Origin of the sequence: Curtobacterium sp. PhB130, assembly GCF_003755165.1 — a bacterium.
GTDB lineage: Bacteria > Actinomycetota > Actinomycetes > Actinomycetales > Microbacteriaceae > Curtobacterium.
Genome location: NZ_RKII01000006.1, coordinates 625,406 through 644,118, shown reverse-complemented (window position 1 = coordinate 644,118; position 18,713 = coordinate 625,406). Strand labels below are relative to the sequence as shown.

Here is an 18,713-nt window from a genome sequence, read left to right as displayed (position 1 = left end):
CCGGAACCACCGGCGCGTAGGTTCGCGTCCATGGGACGCAAGGAGACAGCCGGGAGGCTCGCCATGCCTCCCGTCGGATCGCCGACTGCCCGCCGGATGGTCACAGCTGCGTCCGCCGCCTACGTCGCGAACTGCCTCTGGGGCACCGCCGTGGCCGTCCGGCTCATCCGCACGAAGAAGCTGCGGGTCGTCCACCACGGACTGTTCGTCGTGACGGCGACGCTCACCGGAGCCGCCGCCACGACACCGCTCTGGACCAGGTCGAGGTCGGCGCTGTTCCTGCTGCCGGCACTCGTGCCGCTGGCGATGGCTCCGCGCACGAACCCGCGGACCGGAGCACACTGGAGAGTCGCGGTCGCCGCCGCGCCGTCCTACCTCGGGGCGCTGCTGTTCCGGCGCTGACCCGTGGGAGGACAGCAGTGGAGCTCTTCGAGGCCATCCGACGCCGGCGGACGACGAACGGGGCGTTCCTGCCCCATCCCGTGTCCGAGGAGCACCAACGGCTCCTCGTCGAACTCGCCGGCCGGGCGCCCTCGCAGCTGAACAGCCAGCCGTGGCGCTTCGTCCTGGTCGAGGAGCGACCGACGATCGAGCGCGTCGCGGAGATCAGCGGGCGATCGATGACCCGCACGATGGCCGAGGGCACGTTCTTCCAGCGCTACAAGCCGTACTTCCGGTTCAGCCAGGCGGAGATGGACGAGCGCCGCGACGGCATGCTGTTCGACAAGCTGCCCGGGCCGTTGAAGCCGTTCACGAAGCAGGTGTTCACCAAGCGCGGGCAGATGCTGATGAACACGCTGCGGGTCCCGCAGACGCTCGGCGAGGAGAACCGGAAGCTCGTCGCCGGGTCGCCGCTGCTGCTCGGGGTGATGCTCGACCGGCACGAGTACCGGAAGGAAGAGCTCTCCGGCTTCTACTCCGTGTTCAGCATGGGCGCCGCGATGGAGAACATCTGGCTCGCGACCACCGAGCTCGGCCTCGGCATCCAGTTCGTGTCCTTCCCGATGGAGACCCCCGGTGCATGGGAGGAGATCGAGGGGCTGCTCCGGGTGCCGCCGGAGCTCGAGCTGATGGCCGTGTACCGGATCGGGTACCTGCCGCCCGAGCGTCGACGTCCGGCGATCGACTGGACGTCGAGCGAGCGGAAGCGCCCGTCGCAGTACGTGTTCCGCGGGACCTGCGACACCCCGCAGCAGGGGTGGGACGAATCGCCCGTGGCGACCCACATCGACGACGCGACCATCGCATGACCGGCGGCCGTCCCACCGGAGCCGCACCGAGCCTCCCGGCCGTTGCATCCGTCGCCCCCGGACTGCCCGGCCGTCCGTGGATCTCCCAGGACTGGCTGGACGTCGTCTTCCTGCACTGGCGGGTGGACGTGTCGGCCGTCGCCCCGCTCCTGCCCGCCGGGACCCGCCCCGACACGATGGCCGTCGAGGGCACCGACGACGGCGTGACCACGTGGGTCGGCCTCATCGCCTTCCGCTTCGAGGACACCCGGTTCCCGCCGCTCGGACGGCTCGGCCGGACCGGACGCATCGGCGACTTCGTCGAGGTGAACGTCCGCGTCTACACGGTGGACGAGCAGGGGCAGCGCGGGGTTGTGTTCCTCTCACTCGACGCCGGGAAGCTCCTGCCGACCCTCGGAGCGCGCGTCGCGACCGGGCTGCCGTACCGGTGGGCGGACGCCGCCGTGCGGAAGCGCGACGGCCGGGTGGGCTACGCGATGCGGCGGCACGGGACGCACCTGCGGTCGGTGCTCGACGTGCGCGTCGGGCCGGCGATCGCGGAGCCGACGGCGCTCGAGACGTTCCTCACGGCGCGGTGGGGCATGCACGTGCACCGTGCCGGGGCGACACGGTTCTGGCCGAACGAGCACGACACGTGGGCGCTGCACCGGGCATCGGTGGTGTCGTTGCGGGACGACCTGGTCGGCGCCGCCGGGCTGCCGTTCGCGCTGACGGAGCTGCCGCCGGACTCGGTGCTGTACTCGCCGGGCGTGACGACGCGGTTCGGCGCGGGCCGCTGACGGCGAGGGCTGACGCCCCGGCCGTCGTCGGGCGTCTCAGTCACGCGATGTGCGCGCCGCCGCCCGGAACTGGACGACGGCGACCACCGCCGCGACGACCGCGACCAGCCACCCGGCGCCCACCCACACCGCGACCCGGTGCGACGGGATGCCGGTGACCGTGAGACCGAGGACCACCAGGACCGCAGCGCCGACAGCGAGCGCCGACGACACCACCCCGAGTGCGACGCGGTCGATCCACGACACCGTCCTGGCAGTGTGGACGACCCGGACGGCGGTCACCAGGCTGCCGGCCACGACCCCGAAGAGGACGCCGCTCACCAGGCTGCCGAGCGCGACGACCAGCAGCGAGCCGGATCCGACGACCACGTTGACCACGTGCAGTCGCCACGAGGCTGCCCGGCTCTGCTCGGTGTACGCCGTGTGGCCCGCCACCGCCAGCGCGACCGCTCCGACGGCGATGCACGTTCCCACGGTGATCCCCGTGATGGCAGCCACCGCGTCGCCGAGCACCACGCCACCGACGATCAGCCCCGCCGCGAGGACCGCGGCGAGGAGCGGGAGCAACCAGACCTCGCTCGCCCGGGTCGGAGTACGGAGCACCCACCCCGGCGGCGTCTCGGTGTCTCGTGTCTCGTCGGTCGGCTCCACGAGGCCAGTGTGCTCGTGCGACGACGGACGCGCATCGGGGGACAGCGGCTGAGATGTCTGTACGCCGTCGCCGGTACAAGGGGCACATGACACGTGTGGCAGTGGTGACCGGCGGATCAGCGGGACTCGGACGGGCGACGGTGCGCGAACTCGCGGCCCGCGGGTGGGACGTCGCCGTGATCGCGCGCGGGCAGGAAGGCGTCGACGCGGCGGCGGCCGAGGTCGAAGCGGCGGGGCGCCGGGGACTGGCGGTCGTCGCGGACGTCTCCGACCGGCAGGCCGTCGAGGACGCCGCCGACCGGATCGAGGCCGAGCTCGGTCCGATCGACCTGTGGGTGAACGGCGTGATGGTCGGGGTGTTCGGCCGGTTCCTGGACACCGAGCCGGAGGACTTCGAACGCGCACTGCGGGTCACGTACCTCGGCTTCGTGAACGGGACCCGGGCCGCGCTCAGCCGGATGGTTCCCCGCGACCGCGGCCAGGTGATCCAGGTCGGGTCGGCACTCGGCTTCCGTGGGATCCCGCTGCAGGCCGCCTACTGCGGAGCGAAGCACGCCATCGTCGGGTTCACCGAGTCGGTCGTGTCGGAGCTCATCGAGCAGGGCAGCAGCGTGCAGGTGTCCCGCGTGGACATGCCGGCGCTCAACACGATCCAGTTCAACTGGGTCAAGTCGCAGCTCCCGCACCACCCGCAGCCCGTCGCGCCGATCTACCAGCCCGAGGTCGGTGCCCGGGCGATCGCCGCCACCGCCGAGCGCCCGCGCCGCCGCACCTGGGTCGGCGAGTCGACGGTGTACACGATCCTCGGCAACCGGATCAGCGGACGGTTCGCGGACTGGTACGCGGCGAAGACGCTGGTGTCCGGGCAGCAGACCGCGTCGAAGGACGGCCAGATGCTGCCGTCGAACCTCTACGAGCCGGTCGAGGGCGACCACGGCGCGCGCGGCGTGTTCGACGACAGTGCACACGCGTGGTCGCCGCAGACGTGGTGGGTGGAGCACCGGCGTCTCGGCAACGGCCTGGTCGGAGCGGCGCTCGGCGTCGCCGGCGCAGCGGTGCTGGCCGCGGGGCGTCGACGATGAGCCGCGCACGGGATCGTCGGCGGCAGCGCGCATCGGCCGTCGAGGCGGCTCGGCTCGTCCTCGGCGGACTGCACCTGGTCCGGGCCGGCGCTGCTCCGCGGACCGCGGTGTTCTACCGCGTGCTCGGCGTCCGGCAGCTCGCGCAGGCGGCGCTGCTCCTCCGCGCGCGGTCCGGCGACGCACACACCCTCGGCGCGGCGGTCGATGCCACCCACGCGGTGACGATGCTGCCGCTGATGCTCGTCGGCGGGCAGTGGCGCCGGGTGGCGACGAGTCAGTTCTGGATCGCGACCGCGCTGGCGGTCGCCGAGGTCACGCTCGTCGGGACGGGCCGCAAGCGCTGAGGCGTGTCGGTGGGGCTCGGTACCGTCCGGGCATGACCACGACCTACTCCGTCGCGTCCTCGTTGGACGGCTTCGTCGCTGCGCCCGGTGACGACCTCGACTGGCTGCTGCAGTTCGGGTTCGAGCCGTTCCAGGAGCACCACGACCACTTCTTCGCCGGGGTCGGGGCGATCGTGATGGGGTCGAGCACCTTCGCGTGGTTGACCACGCACGAGGGCACCTGGCCCTACCCGGACCTGCCGACGTGGGTGTTCACCTCGCGAGCCCTCACCGCTCCGGTCGGTGCGGACGTCCGGTTCGTGTCCGGCCCGGTCACCGACCACCAGGCCGTGATCGAGCGTTCCGCCGGGGCGCGCGGGGTCTGGGTGATGGGCGGCGGGCTGCTCGCGGCGCAGTACCAGGAAGCCGGGCTCCTCGACGAGCTCCGCGTCACGGTGATGCCGCTCGCGCTCGGAACGGGGGCACCGCTCCTCCCCGTCGCTGCGCCGACGTCGGTGTTCGAGCTCGTCGGGACGACCCCGTTCCGCGGCGGCGCCGTGGAGCTGCACTACCGGGCGGGCGACGCGGTCGACGCGATCGACCGGAACGCCTGAGCGCCGGATCGAGAGCACGTCGGCGCGTGTGGATCGGGCCACCGCGCTCCGGCCCGAGCGCAGGGGACGCTCGAGGGCCGGAGCGTCGATGCCCTGTGCGAGCCTGCGGTGGTCAGGGGTTCCACCGATCGGGTGTGGCTCGTTGTCATGGAGCCTAGCGGGTCCGCACAAAGGGGGACAGACAGTTCTTTCCCCCCACTTCGGGGTACGACGTGCGCGGCTCCCCCGGGACGGCCGCGTAGCGTCCGGAACATGAGCGACAACGAGCAGACCGAGCCCGTCATGGACGGCGCCACCGACGCGACGAACCACGACAAGCTGTCCGGCCTCATCGAGCAGGTGAACCACGACCACGGCGACGAGGGCGCGGCGTCGATGGCGGACCACCTCCGCGACCGCATGGACGAGACGGGCGTGGAGCCCGAGGACGAGGGCGACGCCGAGGACTGACCTCCCGCCCACCCGGATGGCAGGCTGAGGGCATGGGCGACTGGCAGCACGAGACCCTCGCGCAGCTGCGGACCGCGCTGCCGACCGGCGCCGTGGAGCCGTACGGGTCGGTCACGGGCGCTGACGCCCTCGACCCGTGGAGCGACCTCGACGTGCGGGTGGTCACGCACGAACCGCTCGACGTCGAGCGGGTGCTCGGCGCGCAGCTCTGGGCATGGCAGGAATCCGAGTCCGGGCAGCAGCTCCGACTCGTCACGCGGGACGGGCGCCGGGTGGACCTGACGGTCGACGGACCGTCGGTACTCCTCCCCGAACCACCTTCCGATGTCGACGTCCGGTTCGACGCGGTGCTCGCCGCGACCCGGCTCGGCCGCGGGAACCTGCTCATCGGCCTCCACCTGGTCCTGGGCATCGGACGGGAGGCCCTGGTCCAGTCGATGGTGCGGGCGGACCTGGCAGCGGGGACCGTCCACCACCGCATGCCGACGCCGTACGACGCTCGTGCCGCGGAGGTTGCCGCGCTCACCGCGGGCGTGCTCGACCCGACCGTGGCGCTCCGCGCGTACGAGCTGTACGGCCGGTGGCGTGCGGAGGTCGATCCCGGCTACCGGCCCGACCCGGCCGGCCTGGTCGCGGTGCTGCGCCGTGCCGCCGACCGGGTCAGGTGAGCGGCGTCCGGAACGTGCGCAGGGCCTCCAGTTCGGCCGGGGTGAGCCCGGACCGCGCGACGAAACCGTCGACGTCGAATCCCGCGACGACGGCGCGGAACGCGTCGGCGACGGTCGTGCCGTGCTCGGCGCAGAGCTCCTCGATGCGTGCTTCCTGCCCCTCGACGCCGATCGCCGCGTACATCGCATCGGACACGGCGACCGTGCGGAGGTAGTCGGCGACGACCTCGTCCGGGTCGACGTCAGCGATCGACAGCAGCACCAGCGCGACGATCCCGGTGCGATCCCGTCCGCCGGCGCAGTGGAACAGCACACCGCCGGGCTCGGCACCGGCAAGGGCACGGAGCACCTCGACCGTCCGCTCCGGCTTCCGCGCGAGGTGGTCGCGGTAGTACAGCGGCGTGCCCACGAGCCCGTTGTCCCAGAAGTCCACCCAGAACGCCTGGTCGTCGAGGTCGTCGTGGTCCACGGGGACCGTCGTCACCCAGGCCGGCCGGGTGCCGGTGTCCCGCGCCCGTTCGGACGGGGTGCGCAGGTCGACCACCGTGCGGATGCCCGCCGCGCGGAGCGCGTCCCAGCCGTCGTCGGTCAGGCGGTCGACGGACTCCGAGCGGAAGAAGCGGCCCCGCGGTGTGGTCCCACCGTCGCGGGTCCTGAGCCCGCCGAGGTCGCGGGCGTTCAGGAGCCCGTCGGCGACGAGGGTGCGGTCGTCGTGCATCGCCGGGTCAGACGCGCAGGTCCGTGAAGTCGGCGTCGAGGTCCCCGAAGCGGTGGGCCGTGATCGACACCGACTGCTCGCGGATGAACGGCAGCATCTCGATGAGGCCGCCTTCGACCACGGGCGCGGCGAACACCGCGACGTCGACGCTGGCACCGAGCGCTTCCTCGAGCGCGAGGTGGTCACCGCCGATCAGCCGGATGCGGGCACCGGGACCGCCGAACGCCGTGTGCTTCGGACGCTCCTGGCCCTGGGAGAGCACGACCTCGATCGCGTCCTGCGGTTCGTCGGACGGGTTCGACCAGTCGTCCTGGAACACCGCACCCGACGCGGCGCGACGGTGGAACTCCTCGTCGGACTCCACGACGTGGTCGACGACGTCGAGCGGGGAACGGCTCGACGCGAAGAGCTGGGTGAGGGGCCCGGGCAACGGACGTGCCGTGCTCAGCAGGACGTGCGCCCGTGCCGCGGTCGCGGCGACGAGCGAGCGCACGAGGTCACCGCTCGGTGCTCCCTCGGCCTGGCGCACGATGACCGACTGCGGACGGTAGCGCAGCACGTTCCGCTGCACGACGAGCGCGGACGGGTCGTGCGAGACGCCGTACTGGGTCTCGCGGGCCTGCACGTCGCTCGTGGCGCCGGCGCGGACCTGGTCGAACTCCTCGAACGTGAGTCCGCTGCGTGCCGCTTCGATCACGGCGGTGACCCGCGGGGACAGCCCGTGCAGCTGGATGCTCTTGTGCACCTTGCGCGGTGTCGGCTCCCAGCGGCCGAGGGTCGCGACGTACATCGGGCCGCCGGCCTTCGTGCCGGTGCCCACCGAGGAGCGCTTCCACCCGCCGAACGGCTGCCGCCCGACGATCGCCCCGGTGATGCCGCGGTTGACGTAGAGGTTGCCGGCCTGGACCTGGTGGAGCCAGTCGGCGACCTCGTCCACGTCGAGGGAGTGGATGCCGGCGGTCAGGCCGAAGTCGGTGCCGTTCTGGATCGCGATGGCGTCGTCGAGGGTCTCCGCGTGCATGATGCCGAGCACCGGACCGAAGTACTCGGTCTGGTGGAAGTCGCTGCCCGGACGGACGCCGTCGCGGATGCCCGGCGACCAGAGCCGTCCGGAGTCGTCGAGCGGGACGGGCTGCACGAGCCACGACTCCCCCGGCCCGAGCTCGGTGAGGCCCTTGCGGAGCTTGCCCGTGGGCTCGGCGATGAGCGGACCCATCTGCGCCGTGGGGTCGTCCGGCCACGCCACGCGCAGGGTGCGGGTCGCATCGACGAGTTGCCGGCGGAAGCGCTCGCTCTCCGCCACGGAACCGACGAGGACCACGAGCGACGCGGCGGAGCACTTCTGCCCGGCGTGCCCGAACGCGGACTGCACGATGTCCTGCACGGCGAGGTCGATGTCGGCCGACGGCGTCACGACGATGGCGTTCTTGCCGCTGGTCTCGGCGGTCAACGGCAGTCCGGCACGCCACCACGTGAACGACCGGGCCGTCTCCGCCGCCCCGGTGAGGATGATCCGGTCGACGGCGGGGTGCGCGATGAGCTGGCGGCCGAGCACGTCTTCTTCGAGGTCGATGAGCTGCAGCAGCGAGTGCGGGACCCCGGCGTCCCAGAGGATGTCCGCCAGCACGGCACCGCAGCGCTTGGCTTCCGGTGCGGGCTTCAACAGCACGCCACTGCCGGCGGCGAGCGCGGCCAGCACCCCGCCGGCCGGGATCGCGACCGGGAAGTTCCACGGCGGCACGACCACGGTCAGGCGGGGCGGGACGTAGGTGGCACCGGTGATGTCCGCGAGGTGCCTGGCCCGGTCCGCGTAGTAGTGGGCGGAGTCGATCGCCTCGCTCACCTCGGCGTCGGCTTCCGTGATGGTCTTGCCCGTCTCGGCGGCCATCACCTCGACGAGGTCGGCGCGTCGGGTCTCGAGCTCGTGGCCGATCAGTTCGAGGAGCTCGGCGCGGTCGACCGGGTCCTGGCGGCCCCAGTTCACGCCGGCCTGGGCGGTGCTGCGGACGATCCGTTCGAGCTTGGTGCGGTCGAGGACCCGCGCACCGCGGATCGTCTGCGCGCCGAGCTGCGAGCGGGGAACCCGGCGGAGGACGTCGGCGGCCCACTCGCGGTTCGCGGGGATCGCGGGGTCGGTGTCCGGCGCGTTCCGGAAGGCGTCGCGCGGGATCGGGTCACCGGGGGACAGTCGGCGGTCCTGCGTGCGGTTCGTCGGGCGCACCGGGTCGCCGAGTGCCGCGACGGATGCGAGCCACCGCTGGTGTTCACGCTCGAAGGCGGACTCGTCGTGGTCGATGTCGAACGCGGCCGACATGAAGTTCTCCGGGCTGGCGTTCTCCTGCAGGCGGCGGGCCAGGTAGGCGATCGCGGAGTCGAACTCGTCCGGCTGCACGACGGGTGTGTAGAGCAGGATCTGCCCGACGTCGGCGCGCACGGCGTCGGCGTGGGTCGCGGCCATCCCGAGGAGCATCTCGACGTCGACGGCGTCGGTGACCCCGCGGCGCTGGGCGAGCACCCACGCGGTCGCGAGGTCGAAGAGGTTGTGCCCCGCGACCCCGATCCGCACGGCATCGGTGCGCTCCGGCGTCAGCGCGGCGTCGAGCATCCGGAGGTAGGCGGTGTCGGTCTCGCGCTTGCTGCCCCACGTGGCGAGCGGCCAGTCGTGGACGATCGACTCGACGCGCTCCATGGCGAGGTTCGCGCCCTTCACGAGCCGCACCTTCACCGGCGCACCGCCCCGGGCCCGGCGTGCGGTGGCCCACGACGTCAGGGACTCGAGCGCCCCTGCGGCGTCGGGCAGGTACGCCTGCAGCACGATGCCGGCGTGCAGGCCGAGGAACTCGTCGCGGCCCAGCAGCTCCTGGAACACCGCGAGCGTGACGTCGAGGTCGCGGTACTCCTCCATGTCGAGGTTGATGAACTTCGGTGTCGGGCTCGACGCTGCGAGTCGGTAGAGCGGGACGAGCCGGTCGACGACGCGCTCGACGGTCTGGTCGAAGGCCCACATCGACATCTGCGGCACGACGGCGCTGACCTTGATCGAGACGTAGTCGACGTCGTCCCGGGCGAGGAGGTCCATGGTTCCCTTGAGTCGGCGGTCGCTCTCCCCGCTGCCGAGCACCGCTTCGCCGAGCAGGTTCACGTTGAGCCGTGTGCCGTCGCCGCCGACCTTCGCGAGCGCCGGACCGAGCTTCGACGGGCTGGCGTCGATCACCAGGTGTCCGGTCATCCGGCGGAGGATCCGGCGTGCGGTGGGGATGACGGCCCACGGCGCCATCGTGGCGAACCCGCCGCCGAAGGACACCGCTCCCCGGAGGTACCAGGCCAGGGCGTCGGGGACGTCCTGGCTGACCTTCTCGAGGTTGCGCGCCGCGACCCTGGGGTCTTCGGGCCGGATGACCCGGTCCACGAACCCGAGCGTGAAGTCGAGGCCCTGCTCGTCGCGGAGGACCCCGGCGAGCCGGGCCGCGCCGGCGTCGGGCTTGACGTCCGCGGATGCCGCCAGCCACCGTCGCACGAGGGCGACGGCGTCGTCGGTGCAGTCCTGGATGCGGGCGCTCGGCATGGTCCGATCGTATGCCGCGCCACCGACCTGACCTCGGAGCACGCCGGGCGCCGCCCAAGAGTCAGCAATGTGTCAGCACCCGGCCGAGTGTGTCCCCGATGGATACGCTGGTGGGATGTCGAAGCAGGGTGGGGCAGGCCATGACTGGGCCACGTGGGACGCGTACCACGACGTCTGGCGGCGCCTCGACCGGGCGCTCGACCACGCCGTGCAGCAGGGCGCCGGCATCTCGATCCCGGAGTTCGAGATCCTGATCGGGCTGCACCGCGAGCCCGACCACCGGCTGCGGGTCCGTGACGTCGCGGCGGGCATCGGCTGGGAGAAGTCCCGTGTCAGCCACCAGGTCACGCGCATGGTCTCGCGCGGGCTCGTCGAACGGGCGGACTGCCCGACCGACGGCCGTGGGAGCTGGGTGGTGATGACCCCGGACGGTCGCCGTGCGGTGCTCGCCGGCATCCGCGCGCACACCGCTGCGCTCGAGCACCTGTTCTGGGAACCGGTGGCCGACGACGCGGGCACGCTCCGCTCGGTCAGCGCCCGGCTGCAGGCCGCGATCGGCCCGGGCGAGCCCGTCCACGACTGACCGTCAGGCGGCAGGGCCGGCGAGGAGCCGCTCGGCGTTCGCCGCGGTCAGCGCCCGCCACGACGTCGCACCCTCGGGCGCTGGCGCCCCGTCGATCGCGGCGAGCTGCGCGTCGACGCCGGCCGGCGGCGTCCAGCACGAGTCGCTGCCGTAGAGGACGCGGTCGGTGCCGACGAGGCCGGTCAGGGCCGGGATCGCCCGCGGGAACGGTGTGCCGGCGGTGTCGAACCACAGCTCCTGGAGCTGGGCGTCCCAGGCAGCACCGACGTCCGCTCCGACGAGCATCGGCAGGAACGCCGAGACACGGTCGGCGAGGACGCCCAGGGTCGCGCCCGAGTGCGGGACGACGACGCGCATGCCCGGGTGGCGTGCGACGACCCCCGCGACGAGCAGGTCGATGACCGTCCGGGTCGAGTCGACCATGAACTCGAGCATCGGCCGCGGCAGCCCGAGCGAGGTCTGCTCCCAGGCGGGCGGCGACGTGGGGTGGACGAAGAGGATCCCGCGACGGCGGTCGAGCTCCGCCCAGAGGGGTTCGAACGCCGGGTCACCGAGGTACCGGCCGTGTGCGTTCGACTCCACGATCGCGCCCAGGGCACCGGCGTCCATCGCGCGACGGAGCTCACGGACCGCGGCGTCGACGTCCGGCAGCGGCACCGCGGCCAGGAACGCGAGACGCTCCGGGTGCGTGCGCACCATCCCCGTCGCGGCGTCGTTGACGTGCTCGGCCAGTGCGAGCGCACCCGCGTCGTCGCCCGCGACGAGGTGCACCCCGGGTGAGGAGACCGACAGGACCGCGCGCTCGATGCCGCGGCGGTCCATGGCTGCGACCTGGTCGTCGAGGTCGAACCCTGGCCACCCGGGCATGCCGTCCGGGTGCTCGATGCCCGCGGCGCGGGCCGCGGCGACGTAGTCGTCGGTCAGGAAGTGGGCGTGGACGTCGGTGAGTGTTGCTGGCATGTGCTGGACGCTACGACCGTCGGCCGTGCCGGATCGGGCGGCTTCCACTGGGTGGAAGCCGGAGGTCAGCGGCGGGCGACGAGCGCGCGGGAGATCGCCCTGACCGTGGTGCGGACGGCGGGGACGAGAGCCCTCGCAGCGGCGGGGTCCGCCGGCAGCACGACGGAGACGGCCGCCACGACGACGTCACCGGGTCCCACGACCGGGGCGGCGACCGTGCCCATCGGCAGCGCGCCGTCGGTCGCGGTCTGCTCCGCAGCGACGAGCACGTGTTCCCGCCGGATCGCCGCCAGTTGACGACGGAGGTCACTGCCCGGCCCGAGCAGTCCGGATCCGTCCGTGGTCGCGATCACCGCGTCCTGGAGGCCCGTGGGGGCGTGGGCGAGCAGCACCAGCCCGCCACCGGTCCGGTCCAGGGGCATCCGGCCGCCGACCCGGTACCGCACGCGTCCGGCGCCCCGGGCGGAGAGCCGTTCGACGAGGACGGCCTCGTCGTCCTCGCGCACGGTGAGGAGCACGTGCTCCTCGGTGACCGCGTGCAGGTCCTCGAGGGAGGGCATCGCGAGGGCACGGAGGCCCTGGCTCCGCGGGGCGAGCGCCGCGATCTCGAAGAGCCGGAGCCCGACCACGTACGTCCCGTCCGCGCGGCGCTCCAGGGCTCCGGTGCCGACCAGGTCGCGCACGATGCGCAGCGTCGTGTTCACCGGCAGTCCGGACCGGCGGCCGAGCTCGGTGAGGGTGAGGACCCGGTGCCGGTCGTCGAACGCCCCGAGCACCGCGAAGGCCCGCTCCACCATCCCGGTCCGGCTCCCTGCGCCCGTCACGCACGCCATCCTTCCACCCAGTGGAACTCCTCGTCCCGGCGCAGTGCCGGCTCCGTAGCGTGCTGGCCATGCCGACACCGCTCCTGCTCCGCGCCACCACCGTCGTCGACGTCGAGGCCGGTGCCCTCGTGCCCGGGGTCGACGTCCTCGTGGTCGACGGCCGCATCGCGACGATCACCCCGACCGGCACGACACCACCGGGCGACGCCGAGGTCGTCGACGCTGCCGGCCACTTCGTCGTCCCCGGGTACGTCGACATGCACGCCCATCCGCTCGGGCTCTCGGGCGCATCCGACGCGCTCGAGCTCATGGGCGCGTACGGCATCACGGGGTTCCGGCAGATGAGCGGTTCACCGGCGCTGCTGGCCGCCCGCGCCACGGGCGACCTCGGCCTGCCCGCCGACGGACCGGCCCTGGTCGCGATGCCCGGCGACCTGCTCACCCCGGTGAACGCCGGGACCGTCGAGGCCGCCCTCGCGACCGTGCGGGAGCAGCACGCCCTCGGCGCCGACTTCCTGAAGGTCGCGTCGGTGACCCCGGCGGTGCTGCTCGCCGTCCTCGACGAGGCCGCCCGCGTCGGCATCCCCGTCGCCGGTCACCTGCCGAACGGCATCGACGTCCGCGAGGCGTCCCGGCGCGGCATGCGGTGCATCGAGCACCTCGGCCCCGGCGTCGGGATCACCGCGGCGACGTCGACGGACGAGTCCGCGATCCTCGCCGAGGCGGCCGCGGGCGCGAAGTCGATCCGGGTGCCGAAGCTCCGCCTGCCCGGCATGGCCCGCGTGATGGCGAAGGTGATCCGCCGACTCGTCGTGAACCCCGTGACGGCCAACACCGCGACGGACGTCGACGTCCTGGCCCGCGCCGACGCCACGTTCGACGAGCAGCGAGCGTTCGACGTGGCCGCCGAGTTCGTGGCGCACGAGACCTGGCAGTGCCCGACCCTCATCCGGGTCCGCACGCAGCAGCTCGCCGACGACCCGGTGCACACCGAGGACCCGGCTCTCCGGTACGTCGACGCAGGCACGCTGAGGACCTGGCGCGGGTCGAACGCGCGGTTCGCGGAGGTCGACGCCGGTGCACGCGCCACGTACCGGCGGAACTACGCCCTCCAGCTCCGGCTCACGAAGCTCTTCGAGGAGGCCGGGGTGCCACTCCTCGCCGGCACGGACGCGTGCGGCGGCGGATGGGTCGTCGCGGGCCACGCCCTGCACCAGGAGTTCGACGAGATGGCAGCCGCCGGGCTCGCACCCCTCACCGTCCTCCGGTCGACCACACTGGGCCCCGCACGCTTCCTCGGGACCACCGACCGTCAGGGGTCCGTCGCCGAGGGCAAGCAGGCCGACCTCGTGGTGCTCGGCGCCGATCCGCTCGCGAGCGTCGACGCGCTGCACGACGTCGTCGGGGTCGTCCGCGCCGGCCGGTGGCGTCCGCGCGCCGAGCTCGACGCCGTGAAGGACCGGATCGCGGCCGCTCGGTCGCTCCGGTAGCCACCGATCGACCGGCGGCCACCCGGCGCCGTCAGAGCGCCACCGACGCCAGCGCGCGCGGGTCGTCGTGCAGGCGCACCTCGACCGACGCGATCGAGTGCAGCGGCACGTCCGTCGCCGCCGCGAGCCCCGCAGCCTCGCGCCCCGAAGCCGTCCAGGACGCCACGGTCTCGTCGGTGCCGTCCTTCCGCACCACGACCAGGTCGTACATCACCGCGCTGTCGCTCCCCCAGTCGCGGCCGCCGTACGTGCAGCCCCAGTCGAACCGGGTCCCCCACGCCTTCCCGGTGACGTCGAGGTCCACGCGGAGCCCGGTCGCTGAACCCGAGGTCATCGCGTAGCGCTCCGACGCACCTCCGGCAGGAGCCGGAGACGCACCGCCGGCGAGCGCCGATGCCGTCGGTGCCGCGGGTTCGACCCGTGCGCCACCGACCGCGACCCCGCCGAGGACCGCGGCGACGACGGCGAGCCCCGCGGTGACCGCGACCAGCGCCCGTCGACGCCGCCGACGGCCCTGGACACGGTGCGCGACCGAGGCGAGCGTGCGTTCGGGAGCCGGGTCGGGCCTCCCGTCCGGGTCCGCGATCGCGACCGCGTCCTCGGCCGGCAGCCGGCCGAGGAGTCCGGGCACGCCCGCGAGCTCCGCGACGGCGGCGCGGCACGCGGCGCACGTCTCGAGGTGCCGCTCGTACTCCAGTCGCTCGTCGTTCGGCAGCGACCCGAGCACGTACGCGGCGTCCCAGTCCCGGTAGCGGTCGTCGGTCATCGGGTCACCCCTCGTTCCTGCAGTGCGAGTCGGAGTGCGCGGAGTCCGTAGTGCAGACGGGACTTCGCGGTGCCCTCGGGGATGCCGTGGCGTCGGGCGATCTCCGGGACGGTGTGGCCGAGCCAGTAGGCGTCGACGACGACCCGGCGGTGTTCCGGCGACAGCGCGGCGAGTGCGTCGGCCACGAGGATGCCGTCGAGGACTGCGTCGGTCCGGTCCGGCTGCGGTTCGTCGACGGGGTCGTCGGACCCGAACTCGCGGCGGTGCCGTGCCGATCGGGCATCGTCCACGACCAGGTTCCTGGCGACCGTGAAGAGCCACGCGCGAGCGCCGTCCGAGTCGCGCTCGAGCACGGCCGGGCGCTGCCACGCGCGCACCAGGGTCTCCTGCACGACGTCCTCGGCGAGCGCACGGTCCGGGGTGAGGTGCCGCACGTACCGGAAGAGTGCGTCCCCGTGTTCGGCGTGCAGGGCCGCGAGCAGTTCGTCCGCCGGTCGCGCTGCCACGGTCACCGTTCCAGCTCGAGCGAGAACTCGACGGCGCCGTGTCCGTCGACCGTGACGAAGCCGAGGTCGGGTGCCGTGACGCCGTAGTCCGCGAAGGTGACCGGGACCGACCCGGCGACCTCGACGTGCCCGGAACCGTCCACGCCGAGCTGGGCGTCCGCGGACACCGCCTTCGTGACGCCGTGCATGGTCAGGTCGCCGCGGAGGGTGACGTCGCGGTCCGTCCCGGCGAGCGCCGCGCGCACGTCGACCGGGTCGGTCACGCGGAACGTCGCAGTCGGGAAGCGGTCGGTCTGCAGCGCCTCGGACCGGAAGTACTCGTCGCGGGCCGACTCGGGCGTCGAGATCGATGCCACCCGCACCGTCACGGTCGCCCCGGTGAGCGATCCGCCGGCGACGGTGGCACGCGCTTCGACGTCCTTCGTCCGACCGGTCACGGTCACATCCTGGCCCCGGAGCACCTCGTGCACCCGGTACCCGGCGAAGGAGTCGGCGGACGACGTCCAGTCGCCGTCCGCCTGGGCGGGGTCCAGGGTGGCCCCGCCGGTCGGGGCGAGGGTCGGTGCGGCGTCGGCCGCGCCGTTCACCACGTTCGCGTAGAGGACGGGGCCGCCGATGACACCGGCGGCACCGAGGACGACGACGCCCGAGGCGATGCCGATGAGGACCTTCGTTCGTCTCCGCATACCCGGTCAACGAGACAGACCGGCGGATCGTTCGATCCGGAGCGAGATCGAACGATCCGGCCCGTCCCGCCGTGTCACCGATGAGTGGATCCGTCCATGCCGGGAGGCCCGGCGCGGCTCCGCAGGACAGGGGTCACCCCATGCGCACCACACGTTCCACCCGTGCCGGCCTGCTGGCAGTCGGCGTCGCGTTCGCCGCGCTGGCGCTCGCAGGGTGCTCCGCCGGGTCCTCGGCGTCGTCCGGAGACGCCGGCCCGACGTCGGCGTCCACTGCGTCGTCATCGTCGTCATCGTCGTCGTCCGCGTCCCCGTCCTCGTCAGCCGGCGGGGCGTACGGCACGGACGACAAGGGCGGCGGCACCGGCGGTCACGGGGCCGACGACGGCATCGCCACGGCCGCCACCTCGCTCGGGACGATCGTCGTCGACGGGAAGGGCATGACCGCCTACTTCTACGACCAGGACGTCAAGGGCTCGGGCAAGAGCACCTGCACGGGCGGGTGCGCAGCGGCCTGGCCGCCGATCGAGTCCGACTCGGCGAAGCCCGCCGTCACCGGCGTCACGGGCGCGGTCGGCACGATCACCGGCGCGGACGGGAAGCTGCAGGTCACGGTCGACGGCCGCCCGCTCTACACGTACGCCGAGGACACGAAGCCGGGCGACGTCACCGGGCAGGGCGTCGGCGGGGTCTGGTACGTGGTGAACCCCGACGGCTCCGAGCAGCGGTAGCCGCGTCAGTGGCGGCGGTGGTCCTGGATCGTCATGCGGGGACCGAACGCGGGCTTCCGGAAGCCGCTGCCGCCGATCAGCCGGACGACCCGGTGCCGGTGCCCGCGGAAGGGCTCGAGGAGCTCGAGCATGCCGTCGTCGTCCACCGGGCCGCCGGTCAGCGCCCACCCGACGAGCGCCGGCACGTGGAAGTCCCCGACGCTCGGCGAGTCCGGGTCGCCGTGGGACCGCTGCGTCGTCTCGGCGGCGGTCCACACCCCGATGCCGGGGATCGACTGCAGCCGGGCGGCGACGACGGTTCCACCGCGACCGAGTGCGAGGGTCCGCTCGAGCGCCGGCGCGACCTTCACGGCCCGCATCACCGTGGCGGAGCGCCCCGGTTCGATGCCGGCCCGGTGCCACTCCCAGCTCGGGATCCGCGCCCACTCGTCGGCGGACGGCGGCACGATCATGCCGACCGGCGCCGGACCGGGGGCCGGTGTCCCGAAGCGACGGAGGAGGTACCGCCACGCGCCCCACGCCTGCCGTGAGGTGACCTTCTGCTCCATGATCGCCGGCACGAGCATCGCGACGACGGTGTTCGTCCGGCACAGCCGGAGCCCGGGCTGCCGGTGCCGGGCGTCCGCCAGGAACGCGTGTGCAGAGACGTCGAGGTCGGACCAGTCGTCGCCGCGGCCGACCAGGTCCGGTCCGTGCTCGATCGCCCACGCTGCGCCGTCACCCCACGCGGAGATCGCGATCGTGTCCCCGGCGGGCCGGACCACGACCGACGCCGGCCCCTGGGGCGTCCGGAGCGCGAGCCACACGTCGGACCCGACCACCCGGAAGGCCGGGTCGCCGGAGCCGCGCTGCAGGGGCCGCAGCGTCGCGGCCACGTGCACCGGGCCTCCAGGGCGGTAGACCGTGTCGAGACGTGCGCCACCGGTCGGCGGCGACTCGAGACGGACCTGGTGCATGAGAGGGATGGTAAGCGACACCACCGTCGGCCAAGATGGGACCCGACCCACCACCCGACAACGGAAGTCATCCCATGCGCATCGGCATCCTCACCTCCGGCGGCGACTGCCCCGGACTCAACGCGGTCATCCGGGCTGCGGTCCTCAAGGGCATCGCGATCCACGGGTACGAGTTCGTCGGGTTCCGTGACGGCTGGCGCGGCGTCGTCGAGGGCGACATCGTGCCCCTGGGTCGCAAGGACATCCAGGGCATCGCGAAGCAGGGCGGCACGATCCTCGGCACGAGCCGCACCAACCCGTTCGAGGGTGAGAAGGGCGGCGTGGAGAACATCCAGCGCGTCCTCGAGCGACACGGCATCGACGCGATCATCGCGATCGGCGGCGAGGGGACCCTCGCGGCGGCGAAGCGGCTGACCGATGCCGGACTGAAGATCGTCGGCGTCCCGAAGACCGTGGACAACGACCTCGGCGCCACCGACTACACGTTCGGCTTCGACACCGCCGTCGAGATCGCGACCGAGGCGATGGACCGCCTCCGGACCACCGGTGAGTCGCACTCCCGCTGCATGGTCGCGGAGGTGATGGGCCGGCACGTCGGCTGGATCGCCCTGCAGTCCGGCATGGCCGCCGGCGCGCACGCGATCCTCATCCCGGAGCAGAAGACGAGCATGGAGCAGATCGCCGCGTGGGTGCAGTCCGCCTACGACCGCGGACGCGCACCCCTGGTCGTCGTGGCCGAGGGCTTCGTCCCCGACCACGAGGACAACGCGCACTCGGAGCGCGGACTCGACGCGTTCGGCCGCCCGCGGCTCGGCGGGATCGGCGAGCGCCTCGCTCCGCTCATCGAGGAGATGACGGGCATCGAGACGCGGGCGACCACGCTGGGACACATCCAGCGCGGTGGCACGCCGACGGCGTACGACCGGGTGCTCTCGACGCGGCTGGGCCTGGCCGCGATCGACTCCGTGGTCGAGGAACGGTGGGGTCGGATGGTCGCGCTCCGCGGGACCGAGATCGTGCACGTGTCGTTCGCCGATGCGCTCGGTGAGCTGAAGACGGTGCCGCAGTCGCGCTTCGACGAGGCCGCGATCCTGTTCGGCTGAGCGCGCTGGTC

Annotated in this window: 21 protein-coding genes; 12 read left to right on the top strand and 9 right to left on the bottom strand. The window is 73.1% G+C overall.

Translation table 11 applies throughout. From position 1 onward, the window contains the following. Positions 1-30: 30 nt before the first annotated feature. Genes EDF24_RS03270 through EDF24_RS03260 form a run of 3 tightly spaced genes read left to right on the top strand, consistent with a single transcriptional unit; the run spans position 31 to position 2,029 of the window. Positions 31-402 (top strand): hypothetical protein, encoded by a 372-nt coding sequence (locus EDF24_RS03270; protein WP_123655153.1) that lies wholly within the window; start codon positions 31-33, stop codon positions 400-402. A gap of 17 nt (positions 403-419) precedes the next feature. Continuing rightward, the gene (locus tag EDF24_RS03265) at positions 420-1,250 is read left to right on the top strand and encodes a nitroreductase family protein (RefSeq protein WP_123701082.1); all 831 of its coding nucleotides are present in this window, start codon (positions 420-422) and stop codon (positions 1,248-1,250) included. After that, a complete protein-coding gene (locus EDF24_RS03260; RefSeq protein ID WP_123701081.1) occupies positions 1,247-2,029 on the top strand; it encodes a YqjF family protein in 783 nt (260 codons plus the stop codon). The genes EDF24_RS03265 and EDF24_RS03260 overlap by 4 nt, the downstream gene beginning before the upstream one ends. A gap of 36 nt (positions 2,030-2,065) precedes the next feature. On the opposite strand, the gene EDF24_RS03255 is transcribed toward EDF24_RS03260, so the two are convergent. Next, a complete protein-coding gene (locus EDF24_RS03255; protein WP_123701080.1) occupies positions 2,066-2,680 on the bottom strand; it encodes a hypothetical protein in 615 nt (204 codons plus the stop codon). Positions 2,681-2,766: 86 nt separating this feature from the next. On the opposite strand from EDF24_RS03255, the gene EDF24_RS03250 reads away from it, so the two are divergent. From EDF24_RS03250 to EDF24_RS03230, 5 genes are all read left to right on the top strand, one after another. Further along, positions 2,767-3,762: an SDR family oxidoreductase gene (locus EDF24_RS03250; protein WP_123701079.1), complete on the top strand. Its 996-nt coding sequence runs from the start codon at positions 2,767-2,769 to the stop codon at positions 3,760-3,762. After that, positions 3,759-4,106, top strand: a complete 348-nt coding sequence (locus EDF24_RS03245) for a hypothetical protein (RefSeq protein ID WP_123655148.1) — start codon at positions 3,759-3,761, stop codon at positions 4,104-4,106. Before EDF24_RS03250 ends, EDF24_RS03245 begins: the two co-directional genes overlap by 4 nt. 32 nt (positions 4,107-4,138) lie before the next feature. Beyond that, positions 4,139-4,699: a dihydrofolate reductase family protein gene (locus tag EDF24_RS03240; protein WP_123701078.1), complete on the top strand. Its 561-nt coding sequence runs from the start codon at positions 4,139-4,141 to the stop codon at positions 4,697-4,699. 252 nt (positions 4,700-4,951) lie between these two features. Further along, on the top strand, positions 4,952-5,149 hold the full coding sequence (locus tag EDF24_RS03235; RefSeq protein WP_123655146.1) for a hypothetical protein: 198 nt from the start codon (positions 4,952-4,954) through the stop codon (positions 5,147-5,149). Between the two features lie 32 nt (positions 5,150-5,181). Continuing rightward, a complete protein-coding gene (locus EDF24_RS03230) occupies positions 5,182-5,817 on the top strand; it encodes a hypothetical protein (RefSeq protein ID WP_123701077.1) in 636 nt (211 codons plus the stop codon). Here EDF24_RS03230 and EDF24_RS03225 read toward each other — a convergent pair. Both EDF24_RS03225 and EDF24_RS03220 read right to left on the bottom strand, forming a co-directional pair. Beyond that, entirely contained in the window at positions 5,810-6,535 is a 726-nt protein-coding gene (locus tag EDF24_RS03225) for a tyrosine-protein phosphatase (protein ID WP_123701076.1), read from the bottom strand. The two genes, EDF24_RS03230 and EDF24_RS03225, sit on opposite strands and share 8 nt — an antisense overlap. 7 nt (positions 6,536-6,542) lie before the next feature. Next, positions 6,543-10,100 carry a bifunctional proline dehydrogenase/L-glutamate gamma-semialdehyde dehydrogenase gene (locus tag EDF24_RS03220; protein WP_123655144.1) on the bottom strand — a complete coding sequence of 1,186 codons (3,558 nt, stop codon included), beginning with the start codon at positions 10,098-10,100 and terminating at the stop codon, positions 6,543-6,545. Between the two features lie 115 nt (positions 10,101-10,215). Here EDF24_RS03220 and EDF24_RS03215 point away from each other — a divergent pair, with 115 nt between their 5' ends. Next, positions 10,216-10,683, top strand: a complete 468-nt coding sequence (locus tag EDF24_RS03215) for a MarR family winged helix-turn-helix transcriptional regulator (RefSeq protein ID WP_165931347.1) — start codon at positions 10,216-10,218, stop codon at positions 10,681-10,683. A gap of 3 nt (positions 10,684-10,686) precedes the next feature. Here EDF24_RS03215 and EDF24_RS03210 read toward each other — a convergent pair whose 3' ends face one another. After that, positions 10,687-11,643 (bottom strand): amidohydrolase family protein, encoded by a 957-nt coding sequence (locus tag EDF24_RS03210; protein WP_123701075.1) that lies wholly within the window; start codon positions 11,641-11,643, stop codon positions 10,687-10,689. Positions 11,644-11,708: 65 nt separating this feature from the next. After that, on the bottom strand, positions 11,709-12,467 hold the full coding sequence (locus EDF24_RS03205) for an IclR family transcriptional regulator (RefSeq protein ID WP_221180749.1): 759 nt from the start codon (positions 12,465-12,467) through the stop codon (positions 11,709-11,711). 68 nt (positions 12,468-12,535) lie between these two features. On the opposite strand from EDF24_RS03205, the gene EDF24_RS03200 reads away from it, so the two are divergent. Next, positions 12,536-13,957 carry an amidohydrolase family protein gene (locus EDF24_RS03200; protein ID WP_123701431.1) on the top strand — a complete coding sequence of 474 codons (1,422 nt, stop codon included), beginning with the start codon at positions 12,536-12,538 and terminating at the stop codon, positions 13,955-13,957. Positions 13,958-13,988: 31 nt separating this feature from the next. On the opposite strand, the gene EDF24_RS03195 is transcribed toward EDF24_RS03200, so the two are convergent. From EDF24_RS03195 to EDF24_RS03185, 3 genes are read right to left on the bottom strand one after another with little or no spacing between them, the layout of a single operon-like run. Next, positions 13,989-14,723, bottom strand: a complete 735-nt coding sequence (locus tag EDF24_RS03195) for an anti-sigma factor (RefSeq protein ID WP_123655140.1) — start codon at positions 14,721-14,723, stop codon at positions 13,989-13,991. Next, positions 14,720-15,235, bottom strand: coding sequence for a sigma-70 family RNA polymerase sigma factor (locus EDF24_RS03190; protein WP_123655139.1), 516 nt, complete (start codon positions 15,233-15,235; stop codon positions 14,720-14,722). Before EDF24_RS03190 ends, EDF24_RS03195 begins: the two co-directional genes overlap by 4 nt. Next, complete coding sequence (locus EDF24_RS03185) at positions 15,232-15,915, bottom strand: YceI family protein (RefSeq protein ID WP_123655138.1); 684 nt, start codon at positions 15,913-15,915, stop codon at positions 15,232-15,234. Before EDF24_RS03185 ends, EDF24_RS03190 begins: the two co-directional genes overlap by 4 nt. A gap of 140 nt (positions 15,916-16,055) precedes the next feature. Here EDF24_RS03185 and EDF24_RS03180 point away from each other — a divergent pair, with 140 nt between their 5' ends. After that, entirely contained in the window at positions 16,056-16,643 is a 588-nt protein-coding gene (locus EDF24_RS03180) for a hypothetical protein (protein WP_123701074.1), read from the top strand. A gap of 5 nt (positions 16,644-16,648) precedes the next feature. Here EDF24_RS03180 and EDF24_RS03175 read toward each other — a convergent pair whose 3' ends face one another. Then, positions 16,649-17,599 (bottom strand): DNA-3-methyladenine glycosylase, encoded by a 951-nt coding sequence (locus tag EDF24_RS03175; protein WP_123701073.1) that lies wholly within the window; start codon positions 17,597-17,599, stop codon positions 16,649-16,651. Positions 17,600-17,673: 74 nt separating this feature from the next. On the opposite strand from EDF24_RS03175, the gene EDF24_RS03170 reads away from it, so the two are divergent. Further along, complete coding sequence (locus EDF24_RS03170) at positions 17,674-18,702, top strand: 6-phosphofructokinase (protein WP_123655135.1); 1,029 nt, start codon at positions 17,674-17,676, stop codon at positions 18,700-18,702. Positions 18,703-18,713 lie beyond the last annotated feature (11 nt).

What these genes read in the sequence shown, in the direction of transcription:
- EDF24_RS03270 (WP_123655153.1), top strand. Translation starts at nt 31, where the DNA reads ATGGGACGCAAGGAGACAGCCGGGAGGCTCGCCATGCCTCCCGTCGGA.
- EDF24_RS03260 (WP_123701081.1), top strand. Translation starts at nt 1,247, where the DNA reads ATGACCGGCGGCCGTCCCACCGGAGCCGCACCGAGCCTCCCGGCCGTT.
- EDF24_RS03250 (WP_123701079.1), top strand. Translation starts at nt 2,767, where the DNA reads ATGACACGTGTGGCAGTGGTGACCGGCGGATCAGCGGGACTCGGACGG.
- EDF24_RS03245 (WP_123655148.1), top strand. Translation starts at nt 3,759, where the DNA reads ATGAGCCGCGCACGGGATCGTCGGCGGCAGCGCGCATCGGCCGTCGAG.
- EDF24_RS03240 (WP_123701078.1), top strand. Translation starts at nt 4,139, where the DNA reads ATGACCACGACCTACTCCGTCGCGTCCTCGTTGGACGGCTTCGTCGCT.
- EDF24_RS03235 (WP_123655146.1), top strand. Translation starts at nt 4,952, where the DNA reads ATGAGCGACAACGAGCAGACCGAGCCCGTCATGGACGGCGCCACCGAC.
- EDF24_RS03230 (WP_123701077.1), top strand. Translation starts at nt 5,182, where the DNA reads ATGGGCGACTGGCAGCACGAGACCCTCGCGCAGCTGCGGACCGCGCTG.
- EDF24_RS03225 (WP_123701076.1), bottom strand. Translation starts at nt 6,535, where the DNA reads ATGCACGACGACCGCACCCTCGTCGCCGACGGGCTCCTGAACGCCCGC.
- EDF24_RS03220 (WP_123655144.1), bottom strand. Translation starts at nt 10,100, where the DNA reads ATGCCGAGCGCCCGCATCCAGGACTGCACCGACGACGCCGTCGCCCTC.
- EDF24_RS03215 (WP_165931347.1), top strand. Translation starts at nt 10,216, where the DNA reads ATGTCGAAGCAGGGTGGGGCAGGCCATGACTGGGCCACGTGGGACGCG.
- EDF24_RS03210 (WP_123701075.1), bottom strand. Translation starts at nt 11,643, where the DNA reads ATGCCAGCAACACTCACCGACGTCCACGCCCACTTCCTGACCGACGAC.
- EDF24_RS03200 (WP_123701431.1), top strand. Translation starts at nt 12,536, where the DNA reads ATGCCGACACCGCTCCTGCTCCGCGCCACCACCGTCGTCGACGTCGAG.
- EDF24_RS03195 (WP_123655140.1), bottom strand. Translation starts at nt 14,723, where the DNA reads ATGACCGACGACCGCTACCGGGACTGGGACGCCGCGTACGTGCTCGGG.
- EDF24_RS03185 (WP_123655138.1), bottom strand. Translation starts at nt 15,915, where the DNA reads ATGCGGAGACGAACGAAGGTCCTCATCGGCATCGCCTCGGGCGTCGTC.
- EDF24_RS03180 (WP_123701074.1), top strand. Translation starts at nt 16,056, where the DNA reads ATGCGCACCACACGTTCCACCCGTGCCGGCCTGCTGGCAGTCGGCGTC.
- EDF24_RS03175 (WP_123701073.1), bottom strand. Translation starts at nt 17,599, where the DNA reads ATGCACCAGGTCCGTCTCGAGTCGCCGCCGACCGGTGGCGCACGTCTC.
- EDF24_RS03170 (WP_123655135.1), top strand. Translation starts at nt 17,674, where the DNA reads ATGCGCATCGGCATCCTCACCTCCGGCGGCGACTGCCCCGGACTCAAC.